This window comes from Streptomyces sp. NPDC060232, assembly GCF_042726555.1.
Lineage (GTDB): Bacteria > Actinomycetota > Actinomycetes > Streptomycetales > Streptomycetaceae > Streptomyces.
Genome location: NZ_JBHXAG010000041.1, coordinates 15,121 through 33,468 on the forward strand (window position 1 = coordinate 15,121; position 18,348 = coordinate 33,468).

General features: G+C 71.6%; 14 protein-coding genes. 10 read left to right on the top strand and 4 right to left on the bottom strand.

Features of this window, described 5'->3' with window-relative positions; all coding sequences use genetic code 11:
• Positions 1–25: 25 nt before the first annotated feature.
• Together ACFWFZ_RS33435 and ACFWFZ_RS33440 are read left to right on the top strand one after the other, a co-directional pair.
• The gene (locus ACFWFZ_RS33435; RefSeq protein WP_387127619.1) at positions 26–1,768 is read left to right on the top strand and encodes a pyruvate dehydrogenase; all 1,743 of its coding nucleotides are present in this window, start codon (positions 26–28) and stop codon (positions 1,766–1,768) included.
• A gap of 83 nt (positions 1,769–1,851) precedes the next feature.
• Positions 1,852–2,358, top strand: a complete 507-nt coding sequence (locus ACFWFZ_RS33440) for an ATP-binding protein (protein ID WP_387127620.1) — start codon at positions 1,852–1,854, stop codon at positions 2,356–2,358.
• 42 nt (positions 2,359–2,400) lie between these two features.
• Here the strand turns inward: ACFWFZ_RS33440 and ACFWFZ_RS33445 are convergent, their stop codons facing one another.
• On the bottom strand, positions 2,401–3,459 hold the full coding sequence (locus tag ACFWFZ_RS33445) for a DUF2637 domain-containing protein (protein WP_387127622.1): 1,059 nt from the start codon (positions 3,457–3,459) through the stop codon (positions 2,401–2,403).
• 198 nt (positions 3,460–3,657) lie between these two features.
• Positions 3,658–4,518 carry a (2Fe-2S)-binding protein gene (locus tag ACFWFZ_RS33450; protein ID WP_387127623.1) on the bottom strand — a complete coding sequence of 287 codons (861 nt, stop codon included), beginning with the start codon at positions 4,516–4,518 and terminating at the stop codon, positions 3,658–3,660.
• A gap of 132 nt (positions 4,519–4,650) precedes the next feature.
• Between ACFWFZ_RS33450 and ACFWFZ_RS33455 the strand changes: the two genes are divergently transcribed.
• The gene (locus ACFWFZ_RS33455; RefSeq protein WP_387127624.1) at positions 4,651–5,316 is read left to right on the top strand and encodes a GntR family transcriptional regulator; all 666 of its coding nucleotides are present in this window, start codon (positions 4,651–4,653) and stop codon (positions 5,314–5,316) included.
• Between the two features lie 258 nt (positions 5,317–5,574).
• Here the strand turns inward: ACFWFZ_RS33455 and ACFWFZ_RS33460 are convergent, their stop codons facing one another.
• Positions 5,575–6,384, bottom strand: a complete 810-nt coding sequence (locus ACFWFZ_RS33460; protein ID WP_387127626.1) for a hypothetical protein — start codon at positions 6,382–6,384, stop codon at positions 5,575–5,577.
• Positions 6,385–6,550: 166 nt separating this feature from the next.
• Positions 6,551–8,230, bottom strand: a complete 1,680-nt coding sequence (locus ACFWFZ_RS33465) for a PucR family transcriptional regulator (protein ID WP_387127628.1) — start codon at positions 8,228–8,230, stop codon at positions 6,551–6,553.
• Between the two features lie 254 nt (positions 8,231–8,484).
• On the opposite strand from ACFWFZ_RS33465, the gene ACFWFZ_RS33470 reads away from it, so the two are divergent.
• The 7 genes from ACFWFZ_RS33470 (at position 8,485) to ACFWFZ_RS33500 (ending at position 18,257) form a co-directional block, all read left to right on the top strand.
• On the top strand, positions 8,485–9,378 hold the full coding sequence (locus ACFWFZ_RS33470) for an FAD binding domain-containing protein (RefSeq protein WP_387127630.1): 894 nt from the start codon (positions 8,485–8,487) through the stop codon (positions 9,376–9,378).
• Positions 9,379–9,380: 2 nt separating this feature from the next.
• Positions 9,381–9,980, top strand: coding sequence for a (2Fe-2S)-binding protein (locus ACFWFZ_RS33475; protein ID WP_387127632.1), 600 nt, complete (start codon positions 9,381–9,383; stop codon positions 9,978–9,980).
• A 2-nt stretch (positions 9,981–9,982) separates the two neighbouring features.
• Positions 9,983–12,382, top strand: coding sequence for a xanthine dehydrogenase subunit D (gene pucD, locus ACFWFZ_RS33480; RefSeq protein ID WP_387127634.1), 2,400 nt, complete (start codon positions 9,983–9,985; stop codon positions 12,380–12,382).
• A gap of 325 nt (positions 12,383–12,707) precedes the next feature.
• Positions 12,708–14,171, top strand: a complete 1,464-nt coding sequence (locus tag ACFWFZ_RS33485) for an NCS2 family permease (protein ID WP_387127636.1) — start codon at positions 12,708–12,710, stop codon at positions 14,169–14,171.
• A gap of 117 nt (positions 14,172–14,288) precedes the next feature.
• The gene (locus ACFWFZ_RS33490; RefSeq protein WP_387127638.1) at positions 14,289–15,440 is read left to right on the top strand and encodes an XdhC family protein; all 1,152 of its coding nucleotides are present in this window, start codon (positions 14,289–14,291) and stop codon (positions 15,438–15,440) included.
• Between the two features lie 131 nt (positions 15,441–15,571).
• Positions 15,572–16,834 carry a YncE family protein gene (locus ACFWFZ_RS33495; RefSeq protein WP_387127640.1) on the top strand — a complete coding sequence of 421 codons (1,263 nt, stop codon included), beginning with the start codon at positions 15,572–15,574 and terminating at the stop codon, positions 16,832–16,834.
• A gap of 178 nt (positions 16,835–17,012) precedes the next feature.
• Positions 17,013–18,257 (top strand): GNAT family N-acetyltransferase, encoded by a 1,245-nt coding sequence (locus tag ACFWFZ_RS33500; RefSeq protein ID WP_387127642.1) that lies wholly within the window; start codon positions 17,013–17,015, stop codon positions 18,255–18,257.
• Positions 18,258–18,348: the final 91 nt, after the last annotated feature.

Consider the following 18,348-nt stretch of genomic DNA (forward strand, 5'->3'; position numbering starts at 1 on the left):
GCGCGGGCATGGCTGGATGGGAGGCATGGCCAAGCAGAACGTCGCGGAACAGTTCGTCGACATCCTCGTGCGCGCCGGCGTACGCCGCATGTACGGGGTGGTCGGCGACAGCCTCAATCCCGTGGTGGACGCGATCCGCCGGACCGACGGCATCGAGTGGATCCAAGTCCGCCACGAGGAGACGGCCGCCTTCGCGGCTGGCGCCGAGGCCCAGATCACCGGCAGTCTCGCCGCCTGCGCCGGCTCCTGCGGCCCCGGCAACCTGCATCTGATCAACGGGCTCTACGACGCCCAGCGCTCGATGGCACCGGTCCTCGCGCTGGCCTCGCACATCCCCTCCAGCGAGATCGGCCTGGGCTACTTCCAGGAGACCCACCCCGACCAGCTCTTCCGCGAGTGCAGCCACTACAGCGAGCTGATCTCCAACCCGCAGCAGATGCCCCGGCTGCTCCAGACCGCCGTGCAGCACGCCATCGGCCGCAGCGGGGTCAGCGTGGTCGCGCTGCCCGGGGACGTCGCCGACCGTCCTGCCCCCGAGAAGACGGTGGAGCACGCCCTCGTCACCGCCCGGCCGACGGTGCGCCCCGGCGACGGCGAGATCGAGAAGCTGGTCCGCCTCGTCGACGAGGCCGACCGGGTCACCCTCTTCTGCGGCAGCGGCACGGCCGGGGCGCACGCCGAGGTGATGGAGTTCGCCGGCCGGGTCAAGGCCCCCGTCGGGCACGCCCTGCGCGGCAAGGAATGGATCCAGTACGACAACCCCTACGACGTCGGCATGAGCGGGCTGCTCGGCTACGGTGCGGCCTACGAGGCCACCCACGAGTGCGACCTGCTGATCCTGCTCGGCACGGACTTCCCGTACAACGCCTTCCTGCCCGACGACGTGAAGATCGTCCAGGTGGACATCCGCCCCGAGCATCTGGGACGGCGCTCGCAGCTGGACCTCGCCGTGTGGGGAGACGTACGCGAGACCCTGCGCGCCCTGAACGCGCGGGTGAGGACCAAGACGGACCGGCGCTTCCTGGACCGGATGCTGAAGAAGCACGCGGACGCCCTGGAAGGGGTGGTCAAGGCCTACACCCGCAAGGTCGAGAAGCACACGCCCATCCATCCCGAGTACGTGGCCTCGGTCCTCGACGAACTCGCCGACGAGGACGCGGTGTTCACCGTCGACACGGGCATGTGCAATGTGTGGGCGGCACGCTATCTTTCCCCGAACGGCAAGCGGCGCATCATCGGGTCCTTCAGTCACGGCTCGATGGCCAACGCCCTCCCGCAGGCCATCGGCGCACAGTTCACCGACCGCGGCCGTCAAGTGGTGTCGATGTCGGGTGACGGCGGCTTCTCCATGCTGATGGGAGATTTCCTCACCCTGGTGCAGTACGACCTGCCCGTCAAAGTGGTGCTCTTCAACAACTCGTCACTCGGCATGGTGGAGTTGGAGATGCTGGTTTCCGGCCTGCCCTCCTACGGGACGGAGAACAAGAACCCGGACTTCGCCGCGGTCGCCCGTGCGGCGGGTGCCTACGGGGTCCGCGTGGAGAAACCCAAGCAGCTCACCGGTGCTTTGAAGGACGCTCTCCGGCATCGCGGACCCGCTCTGGTGGACGTGGTGACCGACCCCGACGCCCTGTCGATTCCACCGAAGATCAGCGCCGAAATGGTGACCGGATTCGCACTGTCCGCCAGCAAGATCGTGCTCGACGGCGGGGTGGGGCGGATGATCCAGATGGCACGATCCAACCTCCGCAACGTGCCCCGCCCGTAAGCCCGCAGGAGTGCGGATCCCCCCGGAGGGCATGCATCCCCGTAGGCCTGTTCGAGAGCAACGGACACGGGAGGGACACCGCCGTGCGGGTGGGGGCGAAGACGGGGAAGCTGTGGAGGAGAGGGGCGCCGGTACCGCGCGAACCCTCCACGGCCGGGGACGGGGAAGCGGCGGACACGCTGCGCATCAGCCGGAGCGTGCGCCGCGCCGACCTGAAGGCGGTGGGCGAAGTCCGACGGGCTCTCAGGGAGCTGATGCGCCACCGGTGCCGGACCGAGGCCACCGACGTGGCCGAACTGCTGATCACGGAAATCGTCACGAACGCCCTCGTCCACACCGACCGGGGTGCCGAGGTGTCCGCGAGCCTCACCGCCGCACGGTTACGGGTGGAGGTCCGCGACCACGCCGCACGCCGGCCCCGGCCGTACGTACCGACCGCCGACGACGGTACGCACGGCCGGGGACTGGTGCTGGTGGAGGCGCTGGCCGACGACTGGGGCGTGGACGCCCTCGCCCTGGGCGCCGGCAAGGTGGTGTGGTTCGAACTCGACGGACGCCACGAGCCCCCGTACGCCGCAGGACCCGCCTGAACGGGCGGGCCCTGCGGGGTGTCCCCTCCACATCCGGACCGGTCAGCCGAACTGCTGCTCCAGGTCCTTCAGTTTGCGCTCCAGCGAATCCAGCCGGGGAATGGTCTGGGTGTCGTCCTCGGCGGTGAGGTCCACCGTCCGGGTGCCGGTCACGTCAGTGGATTCGGTGCGGCTGACGGCCTGCAGGGAGGGCCGGAGGCGTAGCGGCAGCTGTCCCGGATCCGATATGGCCGGCTCCGCGCCGACCGGCGCGGAGCCCGCTCCCTGCGTCAGCTCCGGAAGCTCGACCTGGCGGCCGCGGGACCGCCCGAACGCCCGGTTCTGCCGGCCCAGTGCCTTGATGCGCGCCCGGTCGAGCCGGTTCTGGTCGCGCCTGCGGTGCCGGTCCTGCTCCCGCTCCTTCCTGTCCTCGCGTACCTCGTCCACGGCCTCGTCGAGGGTGCGCACCCCCTCCAGCAGCATGAGGGACCACGCGCCGAAGGTCTCCCGGGGGGCCCGCAGCCAGCGGACCATCCGGATCTGCGGCAACGGCCGCGGGATCAGGCCCTGTTCGCGCAGCGCCGCCCGGCGGGTCTGCTTGAGGGCGCGGTCGAACAGGACGGCTGCCGAGAGCGACATCCCCGCGAAGAACTGCGGAGCGCCGTCGTGGCCCAGACCGCGCGGAGCGTGCACCCAGTTGAACCAGGCGGCCGCCCCCGCGAACAGCCAGACCAGCATGCGCGACCCGAGGGCCGCGTCACCGTGGCTGGCCTCGCGGACGGCGAGCACCGAGCAGAACATGGCGGCGCCGTCGAGGCCGAAGGGCACCAGGTACTCCCAGCCCCCGGTGAGGCTGAGGTTCTGCCGGCCGAAGCCGACCAGCCCGTGGAAGGAGAGCGCGGCGGCCACCGCGGCACAGCAGAAGAGCAGGACGTACGAAGCCGTCCCGTAGACGGCCTCCTTGCGCCGCCGCCGCTCCTCGCTGCGCTCCCAGCTGTCGTCGGCCGCGGCCTTCTCGCTCTCGCGCTTGCCCCGCGCCAGTACCGCAACCGCCGCAAGTACGCCCAGGATCAGCAGACTGCCGGGCAGCAGCCAGTCCAGCGATATGTCGGTCAGTCTCATGCGGATGTCCCTTGCCTCGCGTATGCGGCTGTGCGGCTTTCCGGGCGCCATAGTGGCGCAGGCGGTGCACGGTGCACGCGGGTTTCGGGGCAAGTGGACGCCATCGGGGGGCGGGGCCCGCCGGATAGGGTGTTGTATCTCGAACTGGCGCCCGTTCGAGCAGAGTTGTGTTCGATTGTGGCCACCTCTACGGGTGGGTTAGAGGCTGTCCGCCGTCAGGCGGGTGATGCGGTCCGCGTCGCAGGTGCGGGGGCAGGTGACACAGGTGTCCTCCGGCCGGATCGTGTAGAAGAAGCAGCAGCTGGCCCGGTCCCGGGTGGGCAGCTCCCGGCCGTCGGGGCCCGAGAGCGTGCGGAAGCCGGCGCCCCCGGTGTACGGGGCCGTCGAGCCGGGCAGCAGCGCCTCCAGCTCGGCCATCGTCCGCCGCTCCTCGCCTAGCAGGTGGCCGACGTACCAGAGGCCCTCGACGACCTCGTCGGTGACCATGCCCCACAGGGCGCGGCGGCCGCGCCGCATGCGCGGGCCGAAACCTTCCAGCACGGGTTCGAGGTGCTGGGCCACCGCAGCCCGCACCTCTTCTCGCAGCGCCTCCTCGTCGGGCACGACCCGGGCCCCGGGGAGGGCGGCCGCCGGGTCGTCCGGCAGGCAGGCGAAGCTCTCGACGTGCACGGCCATCCGGCCGAGGGTCCGGTGGAAGGCGACCTCGGAGACCGGCAGGCGGGGGACCCGCCGGTCGAGGAACCACGGGAGCGTGATCAGCAGGCAGGCGGGCCACGCGTACCGGTGCAGTCCGAAGCTCGCGATCACGTCGGGCCGCGCCTGGGTGCCGTAGTCCCTCAGGACCTGGGCGTCGTCCCAGGCGAGGAAGGCGTCCAGGGCGGCCCCGCCGGCCGCCAGCTCGTCCGCGCCGACCCACCCCGCACCGCGAGGGGAGGGCTCGTGCGCGGCCCGCTCGACGATCCGCAGTCCGCGGTAGGCGTCGGCCAGTCGGGCGTACGCGTCCGCCACCGCGGAGCCGGGCGGGGCAGGGGCGACAGCCGGGAGGGCCGAGACGGTCATGGGGGGCCACCGATCACACGATCGTTAACAGGTAAGCCTTACCTTACCTGATGGCGATCGGTGTGTATCCACCCCTCCTGCGGCGCGTCACTTATTCTCGGGGCAGGTCGAGACCCGGAGGAGGAGGACCGAGTGCACGAAACGGCCCACGCCCGGGTACCGGCACAGAAGCGGAAGGTGTTGCGCCATTCGGTGCGCGGGCAGGTCCTCGACGCACTGCGCGCGGCCCTGGTCGACGGCGACCTCGTGCCCGGCGAGATCTACTCGGGTCCGGCGCTGGGGGAGCGCTTCGGGGTCTCCGCGACCCCCGTGCGCGAGGCGATGCAGCAGCTGGCCGCCGAGGGGGCGGTGGAATGCCTGCCGAACCGGGGCTTCCGCGTCCTGTCGCGCAGCGCGCGGGAGCTCGCCGAGCTGGCGGAGGTCCGGGCGCTGCTGGAGGTACCCGTCATGCTGCGGCTGGCCCGAACCGTGCCGGAAGCCGACTGGCAGGCCCTGCGCCCGGCGGCGGCCGCCACGGCCGAGGCGGCCGCGGCGGGTGACCTGCCGGGGTACGCGGAGGCGGACCGGGCCTTCCACCGGGCGGTGCTGCGGCTGGCCGGCAACGACCAGCTGGTGCAGGTGGCGGAGGAACTCCACCGCCGGGCCCAGTGGCCCCTGCCGGGTGCTCCGCGGGTTCGGCGGGCCGATCTCGTCGCCGACGCGGCCGAGCACTCGGCGCTGCTGGAGGCGCTGATCGCGCGGGACCTGCCGGTGGTCGAAGCCCTGGTCCGCGAACACTTCGCCGGCTCCGAGACCTGACCCCTTCCGGGGTCGCAGGACGCGGGCTCCGCCCGGAGCCGGTCCAGCGCCGGACGGGCCGAGGTCCCGGGGCTCCGCCCCGGACCCCGCGCCTCAAACGCCGGCGGGGCTGGGTTTGCAGGACCGGCCCCAAGGCGCCAGCGGGGCTGGGTTCGCCGGGCCCGGCCCCAAGGCGCCGGCGGGGCTGGGTTTGCCCGGCCCGTCCTCAAGCGTTGGCGGGGTCGGGGCTCGCTTACGCGGCCGGCGCTGGTGGGCGGGCTACGCCGCAGGCGAGGGGGCCGGGGCGGGGGGCGGGGTCGCGTGGAGTTGGTCCGCCAGCCAGGTCGGGATGCCGCCCAGGAGGTGGAACAGGCGGCGGGCCTCCGCGCGGAGGCGGGCGGCTTCCGGTTCCGGCTCGGCTTCGGCCAGCGCCGCCAGCGCCGGGGCCGTGCCGATCAGGAAGCCCAGGTCCTCCCGGATCCGCAGCGACTCCGCGAAGCCCTTGCGGGCCTCGGCGACCTCGCCGTCCCGCAGGGCCAGCGCCGCCAGGTGCCGCCAGGTGAAGGACAGCAGCAGGGTGTCGCCGTGGGCCTCGGCCCCCGCGTGGGCGCGGTGGTACGCCGGCCGCGCCGACTGCGGGGCGTCCGCCAGGTGCTCGGCGACCAGGCCGCGGCGGAAGTCCAGCAGCGGACGGGTCCGGGAGCCCGGTGACAGCAGGGCCGCGGCCCGGCCCAGCGCGGAACGGGCCTCGTCGGCCCGGTCGCGTACGCCGAGCACGGTCGCGGCGTAGGCCAGGTGGCCCCGTTCGCACGCCGCCGCGCCCCGGTCGTCGTCGTCCTGGGCGACCGCCTCGGCGACCCGCAGCGCGTCCTCGGCCTCGGCCCATCCCTGGCCGGTGAACAGGCACCGCTCGACCAGCAGCGCGGTCCGCTGCACGGCGGCGGCCGCCTGGCCGGCCCTGCCGACGTGAGGCGTCAGCAGTGCCGCCGCGTCGGTCCAACAGCCGCGCGAGCGCAGCCGCCATATCGCCCGCTGGAGGGGGTCGTCTCCCCCGGTGGTCCCGGCACCCGACATGGCGGTATCCGCCACATTGCCCTCCCCGAAGCAATCAAGCAGCACATCGTTGAGCCCTGGGGCGAAATGAGAGCACGGATCGACGGCTCCGGCCAAGGGGTCGGGTGAACTCTTTCACAAAGTCCGGACGGATCATCAGCGCCGCCCGGCCGCCCCGCGGCCGGTGGCGGAGAGGATCTCCTCAGCTCATGCGCAGTGCCAGGAAGAAGTCGAGCTTGTCCTCCAGCCGGGAGAGGTCACGCCCCGTCAACTGCTCGATTCGCCCGACCCGGTAGCGCAGCGTGTTGACGTGCAGGTGCAACCGGGTCGCGCAGCGGGTCCAGGAGCCGTCGCAGTCCAGGAAGGCCTCCAGGGTCGGGATGAGCTCGGCCCGGTGGCGCCGGTCGTAGTCCCGCAGCGGGTCGAGCAGCCGGGCCGTGAAGGCGCGGCGCACGTCGTCCGGGACGAACGGCAGCAGCAGCACGTGCGAGGCCAGCTCGTGGTGGCCCGCCGCGCAGACCCGGCCCGGACGGGCCGCCGCGACCCGGCGGGCGTGCCGGGCCTCCTCCAGCGCCCCGCGCAGCCCCTCGGCGGAGTGCACGGCCGCGCTGACGCCCAGCGTGAGCCGGCCGTCGTCGGCGAGTCCGGCCGCCAGGGGTTCCCGTACGACGGCGAGCAGCTCGTCGGCGTGCAGGGCCGAGTCCGGGCCCTTGTCCTCCCCGGCGTCCCCGGAGAGCGAGGGCAGCGGCACCAGCGCGATGGCCTCGTCACCCGCATGGGCCACCGCGATCCGGTCGGACGGCTCCGGACCCGAGACCGACGGGTCGACGAGGATCTCCTCCAGCAGCGACTGGGCCACCGGGCCGCCGGGGATGTCCCCGCCCTCCCAGTCCACCCGGGCCACGACGACCTGCCAGTGCGGGGCGGCGCCCAGTCCGGGCAGCAGCACCGGGGCCGCGACCCGCAGGCGGGCGGCGATCTCGGCGGGCGCGGCACCCGTCTGGACCAGCTCCAGGACCTCCTGTGCGAGGCGGCGGCGCACGGTACGCGCGGCATCGCGCCGGTCGCGCTCCACGGCGATCAGCTGGGTGACGCCCTGGAGCAGGTCCAGGCGCTCGGCCGGCCAGTCGCCGGCGTCGGCCTCGACGGCCAGCAGCCAGTCGGAGAGCACGGTCTCGCGCACGTCGCGGGCGGCCGCGCCGGCCCCGCCGCGCCCGTGTCCCCTGATCGGGAAGAGCGAGTAGGCAATACCCTGGATGGAGATCCGGTGCGGCCCTCTGCGGCCCGTCCGGACCGCTGCCAAGTGCTCGCCCGCCAGCGCCGCACAGATGCCCGGAGCCAGCGGCTCGCCCGCTCCGGCGATCTGCCGGCCGGTGGGGGACAGCACCCAGGCCCGGAGGTCGAGGTCGGTGGTGAGGAGATCCAGCACCACGTCGGGGCCGCCACCCGCCGGACCCGACGTCATCAGACGGCGGTGCCGGTCCACGACGGCCGCCAGGTCCCCGGCGCGCTCGCCCGAGACCTGCCGCACGACGTACTCGGTGATCGTGGCGAATGCAACGTCCTCGTTCACGGCGAACAGCGGCAGCCGGTTGCGCACGCAGGCCGACACGAGATCGTCCGGGATGTCGCCCAGCTCCGCCTCGCCCGCGGCGAGCCCGGCGACGCCGGCGCTCGCGAGGATTCGTACGAACGGCTCGGAGTCGGCTGAATTTCGTCTCCAGGCCAGGCCGGTGAGGACGAGCTCGCCCCCGGACAGGTACCGGCTGGGATCACGCAGGTCGGTCGTCATGACCCCGCGGACCGTACGGTCGAGTTCGTCCTCGCCGCCGAGCAGCCGCAGCCCCAGCGCCTCGGTCTCCAGCAGTGCGCGCAGCCGCATGATGTCGCCGCCGATCTGTCTCGAATGTTGCCGTTGGAAATCGGGCAGGTCGTCGCATCCTGCCTTTCATACGAATCTACAAGACGAGGGAGGCCGTCAGCCAACTCCTTCATGGTTTCGGTGACTGCACCCGAGGGACGGGCGGCTTGTGTACTGAGTCCACGCCGCGTTAACAGCACGTGAACGACCAGTCGAGGGCCCTTTGGCCTCCTGGCTTGAAGTGAACGACACGATGAAGAAGAAGAGAGCCGCACATGGACTTCCTTCGCCCCGCCAGCTGGGAGGAGGCGCTCGCCGCTAAGGCCGAGTTCCCCACAGCTGTGCCGATTGCGGGTGGCACCGACATCATGGTCGAGATCAACTTCGACCACCGCCGTCCGGAGTACCTCCTTGACCTGGGCCGCATCGAGCTGCTGCGGGAGTGGGAGGTAGGCGAGGAGGTCACCAAGCTCGGCGCCTCCGTCCCGTACACCCAGATCATGGAGAACCTGCGGACCACGCTGCCGGGTCTCGCGCTCGCCTCGCACACGGTCGCGTCCCCGCAGATCCGCAACCGCGGCGGTGTCGGCGGCAACCTCGGCTGCGCCTCGCCCGCCGGTGACTCCCACCCCGCCCTGCTGGCCGCCGGCTGCGAGGTCGAGGTCGAGTCCGTACGCGGCTCGCGCATGATCCCGATCGACGAGTTCTACACCGGCGTCAAGCGCAACGCGCTGGCCGCCGACGAGCTGATCAAATCGGTCCACATCAAGAACGCCACGGGCCCGCAGCAGTACTCGAAGGTCGGCACCCGCAACGCGATGGTCATCGCGGTGTGCGGCTTCGGCCTCGCCCTGCACCCCGACACCCGCACCGTGCGTACGGGCATCGCCTCGGCCGCCCCGACCCCGATCCGGGCCGAGGCCGCCGAGGAGTTCCTGAACGCCGCGCTCGAAGAGGGCGGCTTCTGGGACAACGGCAAGGTCATCACCCCGTCGATCGCCAAGCAGTTCGGTGAGCTCGCCTCCGCCGCGTGCAACCCGATCGACGACGTCCGTGGCACGGCGAAGTACCGCCGTCACGCGGTTGGCATCCTCGCTCGCCGCCAGCTCGTCTGGACCTGGGAGCAGTACCGCGGCACGAACGGCCGCTCGCTTGAAGGGGCTGCGTAATCATGCGCGTCAATTTCACCGTCAACGGTCGTCCGCAGGAAGCCGACGACGTCTGGGAGGGCGAGTCCCTTCTCTACGTGCTGCGTGAGCGCCTGGGCCTGCCCGGCTCGAAGAACGCGTGCGAGCAGGGCGAGTGCGGCTCCTGCACCGTGCGCCTCGACGGCGTGCCGGTCTGTTCCTGTCTGGTGGCCGCCGGCCAGGTCGAGGGCCGTGACGTGGTGACCGTCGAGGGCCTGGCCGACTTCGCCAAGCAGCGCGAGGAGCACGGCCACGCCTGCGGCACCGGCGCGTGCGGCGGCGGCAAGGGCGTCTCCACGGACGAGGCCAGGCAGTGGTCCGCCAAGGGCACCGACTCGCAGACCGGCGAGGGCGCCCCGCTCTCCGCCATCCAGCAGGCGTTCATCGACGCCGGCGCGGTCCAGTGCGGTTTCTGCACCCCGGGTCTGCTCGTGCAGGCCGACGCGCTCCTGGAGCAGAACTCCGACCCGTCCGACCAGGACATCCGTGAGGCCCTGTCCGGCAACCTCTGCCGCTGCACGGGCTACGAGAAGATCCTCGACGCGGTCCGCCTCGCGGCCGCCCGTCAGGGAGAGGCGCTCTGACCATGGCCAACACTCGCACCGTGCCCTCCGGTACGCCGACGAACGTCACCCAGAAGCACAACAAGGGTGGCATCGGCGAGTCCACGCTCCGCCCGGACGGCACCCTCAAGGTCACCGGTGAGTTCGCGTACTCCTCGGACATGTGGCACGAGGACATGCTGTGGGGCCAGACCCTGCGCAGCACCGTCGCCCACGCCGAGATCGTCTCCATCGACATCTCCGAGGCGCTGGCCGTGCCGGGCGTCTACTCGGTCCTCACCTACGACGACCTGCCGGCCGAGATGAAGAACTACGGCCTGGAGATCCAGGACACCCCGGTGCTCGCCAACGGCCGGGTACGCCACCACGGTGAGCCGGTCGCCCTCGTGGCCGCCGACCACCCGGAGACCGCCCGCCGCGCGGCCGCCAAGATCAAGATCGACTACCGGGAGCTGCCGCTCGTCACGGACGAGGCCTCGGCCCTCGCCGCCGACGCGCCGCTGATCCACGAGGGCCGCGACGATCACCACGCCGGTCACGTCCCGCACCCGAACATCGTGCACCGCCAGCCGATCATCCGCGGCAACGTGGAGGAGGCCCGCAAGCGCGCCGACGTCATCGTCGAGGGCGAGTACACCTTCGGCATGCAGGACCAGGCCTTCCTCGGCCCGGAGTCCGGTCTCGCCGTGCCGTCCGAGGACGGCGGTGTCGACCTCTACGTCGCCACCCAGTGGCTGCACTCGGACCTCCAGCAGATCGCCCCGGTCCTGGGCCTGCCGCCGGAGAAGGTACGCATGACGCTCTCCGGCGTCGGCGGCGCGTTCGGTGGCCGCGAGGACATCTCGATGCAGATCCACGCCTGCCTGCTGGCCCTCGCGACCAACAAGCCGGTCAAGATCGTCTACAACCGCTTCGAGTCGTTCTTCGGCCACGTGCACCGCCACCCGGCGAAGCTCTGGTACGAGCACGGCGCCACCAAGGACGGCAAGATCACGCACATGAAGTGCAGGATCGTGCTCGACGGCGGTGCCTACGCCTCGGCCTCCCCGGCCGTGGTCGGCAACGCGTCCTCCCTCTCCGTCGGCCCGTACGTCGTCGACGACGTCGACATCGAGGCGATCGCGCTCTACACGAACAACCCGCCCTGCGGCGCGATGCGCGGCTTCGGCGCCGTCCAGGCCTGCTTCGCCTACGAGGCCCAGATGGACAAGCTCGCAGCGAAGCTGGGCATGGACCCGGTCGAGTTCCGCCAGCTCAACGCCATGGAGATGGGCACGATCATGCCCACCGGCCAGGTCGTGGACTCCCCGGCGCCGGTCGCCGAGCTGCTGCGCCGGGTCAAGGCCCGCCCGCTGCCGCCGGAGCGCCAGTGGGAGACCGCCGGCGAGGGCGCGGACGTCCGTGCACTGCCGGGCGGCCTGTCGAACACCACCCACGGCGAGGGCGTCGTCCGCGGCGTCGGCTACGCGGTCGGCATCAAGAACGTCGGCTTCTCCGAGGGCTTCGACGACTACTCCACCGCCCGCGTGCGCCTGGAGGTCATCAACGGCGAGCCCGTCGCGATGGTCCACACGGCCATGGCGGAGGTCGGCCAGGGCGGTGTCACCGTCCACGCGCAGATCGCCCGTACCGAGCTGGGCGTCACGCAGGTGACCATCCACCCGGCCGACACGCAGGTCGGCTCCGCCGGTTCGACGTCCGCCTCGCGGCAGACGTACATGACCGGTGGCGCCGTGAAGAACACCTGCGAGCACGTCCGCGAGGCGCTGCTGGAGATGGGCCGCCGCAAGAACGGCTCCTACCACCCGGCCTGGGCGAACGCCGAGCTGCTCCTGGAGGGCGGCAAGGTCGTCACCGACGGCGGCGAGGTCCTCGCGGACATCGCCGACATCCTGGAGGACGAGGCGATCGACCTCGAGCTGGAGTTCCGCCACCGTCCGACGGTCGCCTTCGACCTGGAGACCGGCCAGGGCGACGGCCACGTCCAGTACACCTTCGCCGCGCACCGCGCGGTCGTCGAGGTGGACACCGAGCTCGGCCTGGTCAAGGTCGTCGAGCTGGCGACCGCCCAGGACGTGGGCAAGGCCCTCAACATGCTCTCCGTGGTCGGCCAGATCCAGGGTGGTACCACCCAGGGTCTCGGCGTGGCGGTCATGGAGGAGATCATCGTGGACCCGAAGACCGCGAAGGTGCGCAACCCCTCCTTCACGGACTATCTGATCCCGACCATCCTCGACACCCCGACCATCCCGGTCGACGTCCTGGAGCTCGCCGACCCGAACGCGCCGTACGGCCTTCGTGGTCTGGGCGAGGCCCCGACCCTGTCGTCCACCCCGGCCGTCCTCGCGGCGATCCGGCAGGCGACCGGGCTGGAGCTCAACAAGACCCCGATCCGTCCGGAAGCCCTTACCGGGACCCTCTAGGACGGACCCGGTCCGGGGGCCGCGCGGCCGCCGGACCCCCTCGGACTCTCCGGGCGGTGTGACTCGGGAACGTCACACTTCACCGCCGCACCGCCCGGAGTACACGAAGCACCGCACCGCTCGCGGTCACCTTCGGCCGGCAGTACCCCTGCGAAAACCCCCATGTAGTACAAGCGGTCACCCCGCACTACCCGCAGTACACGCAGTGAACATCCGCGTCGCCTCGGGCCGTCACCCCGGGTCGTGCAGCCAAACGCAGCATCCCAAATCCCGCAGTCTCCAATCCCCAAGCGGGTGCCCCTTTGAACCTTGGGAGTTAGGCACCATGACCCAGTCGTCTGTGGAGCCCAAGACCACCGCGGAGGAAGCCGGCGACGGCTCTCTGAACCCCGCCGGCAGGTCTTGGCTCGACCGCTACTTTCATATAACCCACAGAGGATCCAACGTCGGCAACGAGGTTCGTGGCGGTATCACGACCTTCATGGCCATGGCGTACATCCTCCTGCTCAACCCCCTGCTCCTGTCGGGCAAGGACGTCGCCGGAACCGTCATGGACGGTTCGGCGATCATCACCGCGACGGCCTTCGCCGCCGCCGTGACCACGCTCCTCATGGGCTTCGTCGGCAAGGTGCCGCTGGCGCTCGCCGCCGGACTCTCGGTGTCCGGTGTGCTCGCCTCGCAGGTGGCCCCCCAGATGACCTGGCCGCAGGCCATGGGCATGTGTGTGGTCTACGGCGTCGTGATCTGTCTCCTGGTCGTCACCGGCCTCCGAGAGTTGATCATGAACGCGATCCCCCTCGCGCTCAAGCACGCCATCACCATGGGCATCGGCCTCTTCGTCGCCCTGATCGGCTTCGTGAAGGCGGGCTTCGTCGGCAACGGCGGGGAGTTCATGCCCCCCGTCCAGCTCGGCGCGACCGGTGAGCTGTCCGGCTGGCCCGTCCTGCTCTTCGCCGTCACCCTGGTCGCCATCTTCATGCTCCAGGCCCGCAAGGTGCCCGGCGCGATCCTGATCGGCATCGTGGGCGGCACCGTCCTGGCCGCGATCCTCAACGCCATCGTGGACATCGACCCCAAGGCCTGGAAGAACGGCCCGCCGGAGCTGGACGGCTCCGCGGTCTCGATGCCGGACTTCTCGCTCTTCGGCGAGGTCTCCTTCGGCGGCTGGGGCGACGTCGGCTACATGACGGTCGGCATGATCGTCTTCACCCTCGTGCTCGCCGGCTTCTTCGACGCGATGGCCACCATCATCGGTGTCGGCACGGAGGCCAAGCTGGCCGACGACAAGGGCCGGATGCCGGGTCTGTCCAAGGCCCTGTTCATCGACGGCGCCGGTGGCGCCATCGGCGGCGTCGCGGGCGGCTCCGGCCAGACCGTCTTCGTCGAGTCCGCCACGGGCGTCGGCGAGGGTGCCCGTACGGGCCTCGCCTCCGTCGTCACCGGCCTGTTCTTCGCCGCCTGCCTCTTCTTCACCCCGATCACGCAGATCGTCCCGGGTGAGGTGGCCTCCGCGGCCCTGGTCGTCATCGGCGCGATGATGATGCAGAACGCCCGCCACGTGGACTGGGCGGACACCTCCACCTCGATCCCCGTCTTCCTGACGGTCGTGATCATGCCGTTCACCTACTCGATCACCGCAGGTGTCGCCGCTGGTGTCATCTCCTACGTCGCCATCAAGGTCGCTCAGGGCAAGGCCCGGGAGATCGGCGGCTTCATGTGGGCGCTGACGGGGATCTTCCTGGTCTTCTTCGCGCTCCACCCGATCGAGGGCTGGCTCGGGGTCGGCTGACCCCCGTAGTACCGCCCGGACCCCGCCCGTACGCCCCGGCGCCGCCGGTCGTACACGGCACCACCCGCACCCTCCGCGTATCCCATACTGGAACCGAATCCTCCGAGGAGGCCGTACATGCTGGACATCGCCGAAGAGCTGAACCGGTGGGTCGAGCAGGGACGTGACTTCGCCGTCGCCACCGTCGTGGCGGTGGGCGGCAGCGCGCCCCGGCAGCCCGGGGCCGCTCTCGCCGTCGACAGCGAGGGCACGGCCATCGGCTCGGTTTCCGGCGGATGCGTGGAGGGCGCGGTGTACGAGCTGTGCCGGCAGGCGCTTCAGGACGGCGAGACCGTCCGCGAGCGCTTCGGCTACAGCGACGACGATGCCTTCGCCGTGGGCCTGACCTGCGGCGGGATCATCGACATCCTCGTCACTCCGGTCCCCGCGGGTTCTCCCGCCCGAGCGGTCTTCGAGGCCGCGCTGGCCGCCGCGGCCCGCGGTGAGGCCGCCGCGCTGGCCCGGCTGGCCGAGGGGCCGGCCGAGCTGATGGGCCGCGCCGTGCTCGTCCGTACGGAGGGCCCCTTCGAGGGCGGTCTCGGCGGACACCCGGAGCTGGACCGCACCATCGCCGAGGAGGCCCGCGCCATGCTGGACGCCGGCCGGACCGGCGTGCTGGAGATCGGCGCCGACGGGCGGCTCTGCGGAGAGCCGCTGAAGGTGCTGGTCGAATCCAGCGTCCCGCCGCCGCGGATGATCGTCTTCGGCGCCATCGACTTCGCGTCCGCGCTCGTGCGGATCGGCAAGTTCCTCGGCTACCGGGTGACCGTCTGCGACGCGCGGCCCGTCTTCGCGACGAGGAACCGCTTCCCCGAGGCCGACGAGATCGTCGTGGACTGGCCGCACCGCTACCTGGAGAGCACCGCGGTGGACGGCCGGACCGTCCTGTGCGTGCTCACCCACGACGCCAAGTTCGACGTCCCGCTCCTGGAGCAGGCCCTCAGGCTGCCCGTCGCCTACGTCGGCGCCATGGGCTCCCGCCGCACCCACGAGGACCGCAACAAGCGGCTGCGCGACGTCGGCGTCACCGAGATCGAGCTGGCCCGGCTGCGCTCCCCGATCGGCCTGGACCTCGGCGCCCGCTCTCCTGAGGAGACCGCGCTGTCCATCGCCGCCGAGATCGTCGCGAACCGCCGCGGCGGCAGTGGCGTGGCCCTCACGGGCGCGCACATCCCGATCCATCCGGAGGTCGCGGACACGGTGATCGACAGGATCGGCTCCGTCGCTTGAAGGAGTGACGGCGGAAGGTGAGAAAAGGGCGCGCCCCGTGGGGGTTGCGCCCTTTCGGCGTTCCCCCTATTTTACCCGCCGGTAATCGGAGGGCACTCTCTCCGTCCCTTCCTCACAACGGAGTTGAGCGGATGTTGCGTACCGTGCGAACCCTGGGCGTGCTGGCAGCGGCCACCCTCATGACCGCCTTCACACCCGCCCCGGCCGCCCCGGCCTCCCCGGTCGCCCCGGCCTCCGTGTCCCAGGGCCTGCGCGAGGTGCTCTTCGTGGGGAACAACTGGGAGGGGACGGCCGACGTCCTCGCCTCCACCGGTGATCTCGCCAAGGTCGGCCGGATCGACGTGATCCCCGACAAGAGCGAGCGCCTGCGCGAGATCTACCTCAACCCGGTCAAGCTCGCCTTCTTCCTCGGAATCCGCGAGAGCGCCGGCGAGGGCCACGACCAGTTCGTCGACGACATGTTCACCACCCCGGACGGCTCGGCGGTCGTCGTCTCCCGCCCCAGCTTCGCCGACGTCGTCTCCATCGACCTGGCCTCCGGGCGGATCAACTGGCGCTTCCCGGTCTCCGGTTTCCGCTCCGACCACATGGCGGTCTCCCCGGACGGGACCCGTATCGCCGTCTCGGCCTCCACCTCCAACACCGTGCACGTCCTGGACATCGCCACCGGGCGGCAGGCCGGCTCCTTCCGTACCGGCGACAAGCCGCACGAGAACACCTTCACCCGCGACGGCCGGTACCTGTGGAACAGCTCCATCGGCGAGGTGAACACGGCCCTCGACGCGCCCTGGCTCGACTGGACGAAGGGCGACCGGAGGATCACCGTGGTCGACGCGCAGACCTTCCGCACGGTCCGGGTGATCGACATGCGGGAGCGGCTGGACGCCTTCGGCCGCAAGGACCTGTCCGACTCCCTGCGCCCGGTGTCCTTCAGCCCCGACGAGTCGAAGCTCTACTTCCAGGTGTCGTTCTTCGGCGGCTTCCTGGAGTACGACGTGGCCTCGGACCGGATCACCCGCCTCAAGGACCTCCCCGCCAACCCGGCCACCGACACCGACCGCACCACCTGGGTCAACGACTCCCGCCACCACGGCATGGCGATGAGCCCCGACGGGGCGAAGCTCTGCATCGCGGGCACCATGGACGACTACGCCACGGTCGTGGACCGCGCCACCCTCACCGAGGGGCCGCTCGTTCCCGCGTCCAAGCCCTACTGGGCCACGGTCAGCGGTGACGGGACGGCCTGCGTGATCTCCGAGAGCGGCACCGACCAGGTGACGGCCATCGACTTCGCCACCGGCGCCAAGCGGGTGTCCGTACCCGTCGGGGACCACCCCCAGCGCGTCCGGATCGGCCACGTTCCTGCCTCCTGGACCGGCCCGGCCGGCCGGTAGCCCGGTGGCCCGGTGGCTCCAGTGTTCCCGGCGGCCGGTAGCAGGGCGTCACGGCGGTCGGCAGGCCGGCGTCAGGCCGACCGGTACTTCCTCGGACGAAGGCGTGGAAACCGGCCGAACCCGCAGATCAAGCCACTATGGGATGACTGGTCCTCGATGACCGATTAGTCTCCCGATCATGGTGGACATCCGTGACGTACCCGAGGCCGACATCGACCGCGCCCTGGAGCTCGCCTACCTGGTCTTCCACGACCGGCCCGAGAAGGAGGCCCGCGAGCGGCACCACGCCCTGCTCGCGCGCTGCGACCGGATCGGCGCCTACGACGGGGATTTCCTGATCGGCTTCATGGCCGCGCACGACTTCCGGCTCTCGGTGCCCGGGGCGGACCTGCCCTGCCCCGGGCTCACCTTCGTCTGCGTCGCGCCCACCCACCGGCGCCGCGGCGTGCTCACCGCGCTGATGACGCAGATGCTGCGGCGCGCCGCCGACACCGGCCGCCCGATCGCCGCCCTTTGGGCCTCCGAGGCCGCCATCTACGGCCGCTTCGGCTTCGGCGGCGCCACCACCGGCGCCACCATCGAGATCGACTCCACCCGGCCGCTGGCCCTGCGCCTCGACCCCGACCCCCGCCCGCTGCGGCTCGTCGACCCGGAGGAGGCCGTCGACGTGATCGGCCCCCACCACGAGGCGGCCCGCGCCGGACGGGCCGGCCGGCCCAGCCGCAGTCCGGAGCGCTGGCGCGGGGAGTGGCTGGCCGAACAGGACGAGGAGGACGAGGAGTTGAGCCCACCCCGGATCATCGTCCTGGGGGAACCGGGCGAACCCGTCGCCGGATACGTCCTCTACCGCACGAAGCCCGAGTCCGGCGGCACCACCGCGGGGGCCGGCGCCCGTACCACCGGCCTGGTACGGGTCGACGAGCTGGAGGCGGACACCCCGGCGGTCGCCGCCGCCCTGTGGGAGTGCGTGGCCGCCGTCGACCTCACCGGCAAGGTCTCCGCGTGGGGCCGCCCGGCCGACGACCCGCTGCTGCACTTCGCCGCCGACCGGGACCAGGTGCGGGTCACCGCCCAGTTCCCGGCGCTGTGGCTGCGCCTGGTCGACGTACGCGCGGCGCTGACCGCGCGGTCCTGGGCCGCGCCGGTGGAACTGGTGCTGGAGGTGCACGACGCACGGCTGCCCGACAACGCCGGGCGCTTCCGGCTCAAGGCCGGGCCGGACGGGGTGACGTACGGCCACGCGGACGGCTCCGCCGACCTGGCTCTCGACGTGCGCGAACTGGCCGCCTGCTACCTGGGCGGGACCCGGGTCGCCGACCTCGTCGCGGCCGGGCTCGTGCTGGAGCACACGCCCGGGGCGGCGGCGGCCCTGGACGACGCCCTGCGCACGCCCGTACTGCCGCACACGGCCGACGAGTTCTAGGGTCTGTATCGAGTTGCCCCGTGGAGCAAGGAGCGGCGTTCGGTGCGTGCCCTCGGCGTGCGGGACGAATGTCCTCGTAGCGGAGCTACCA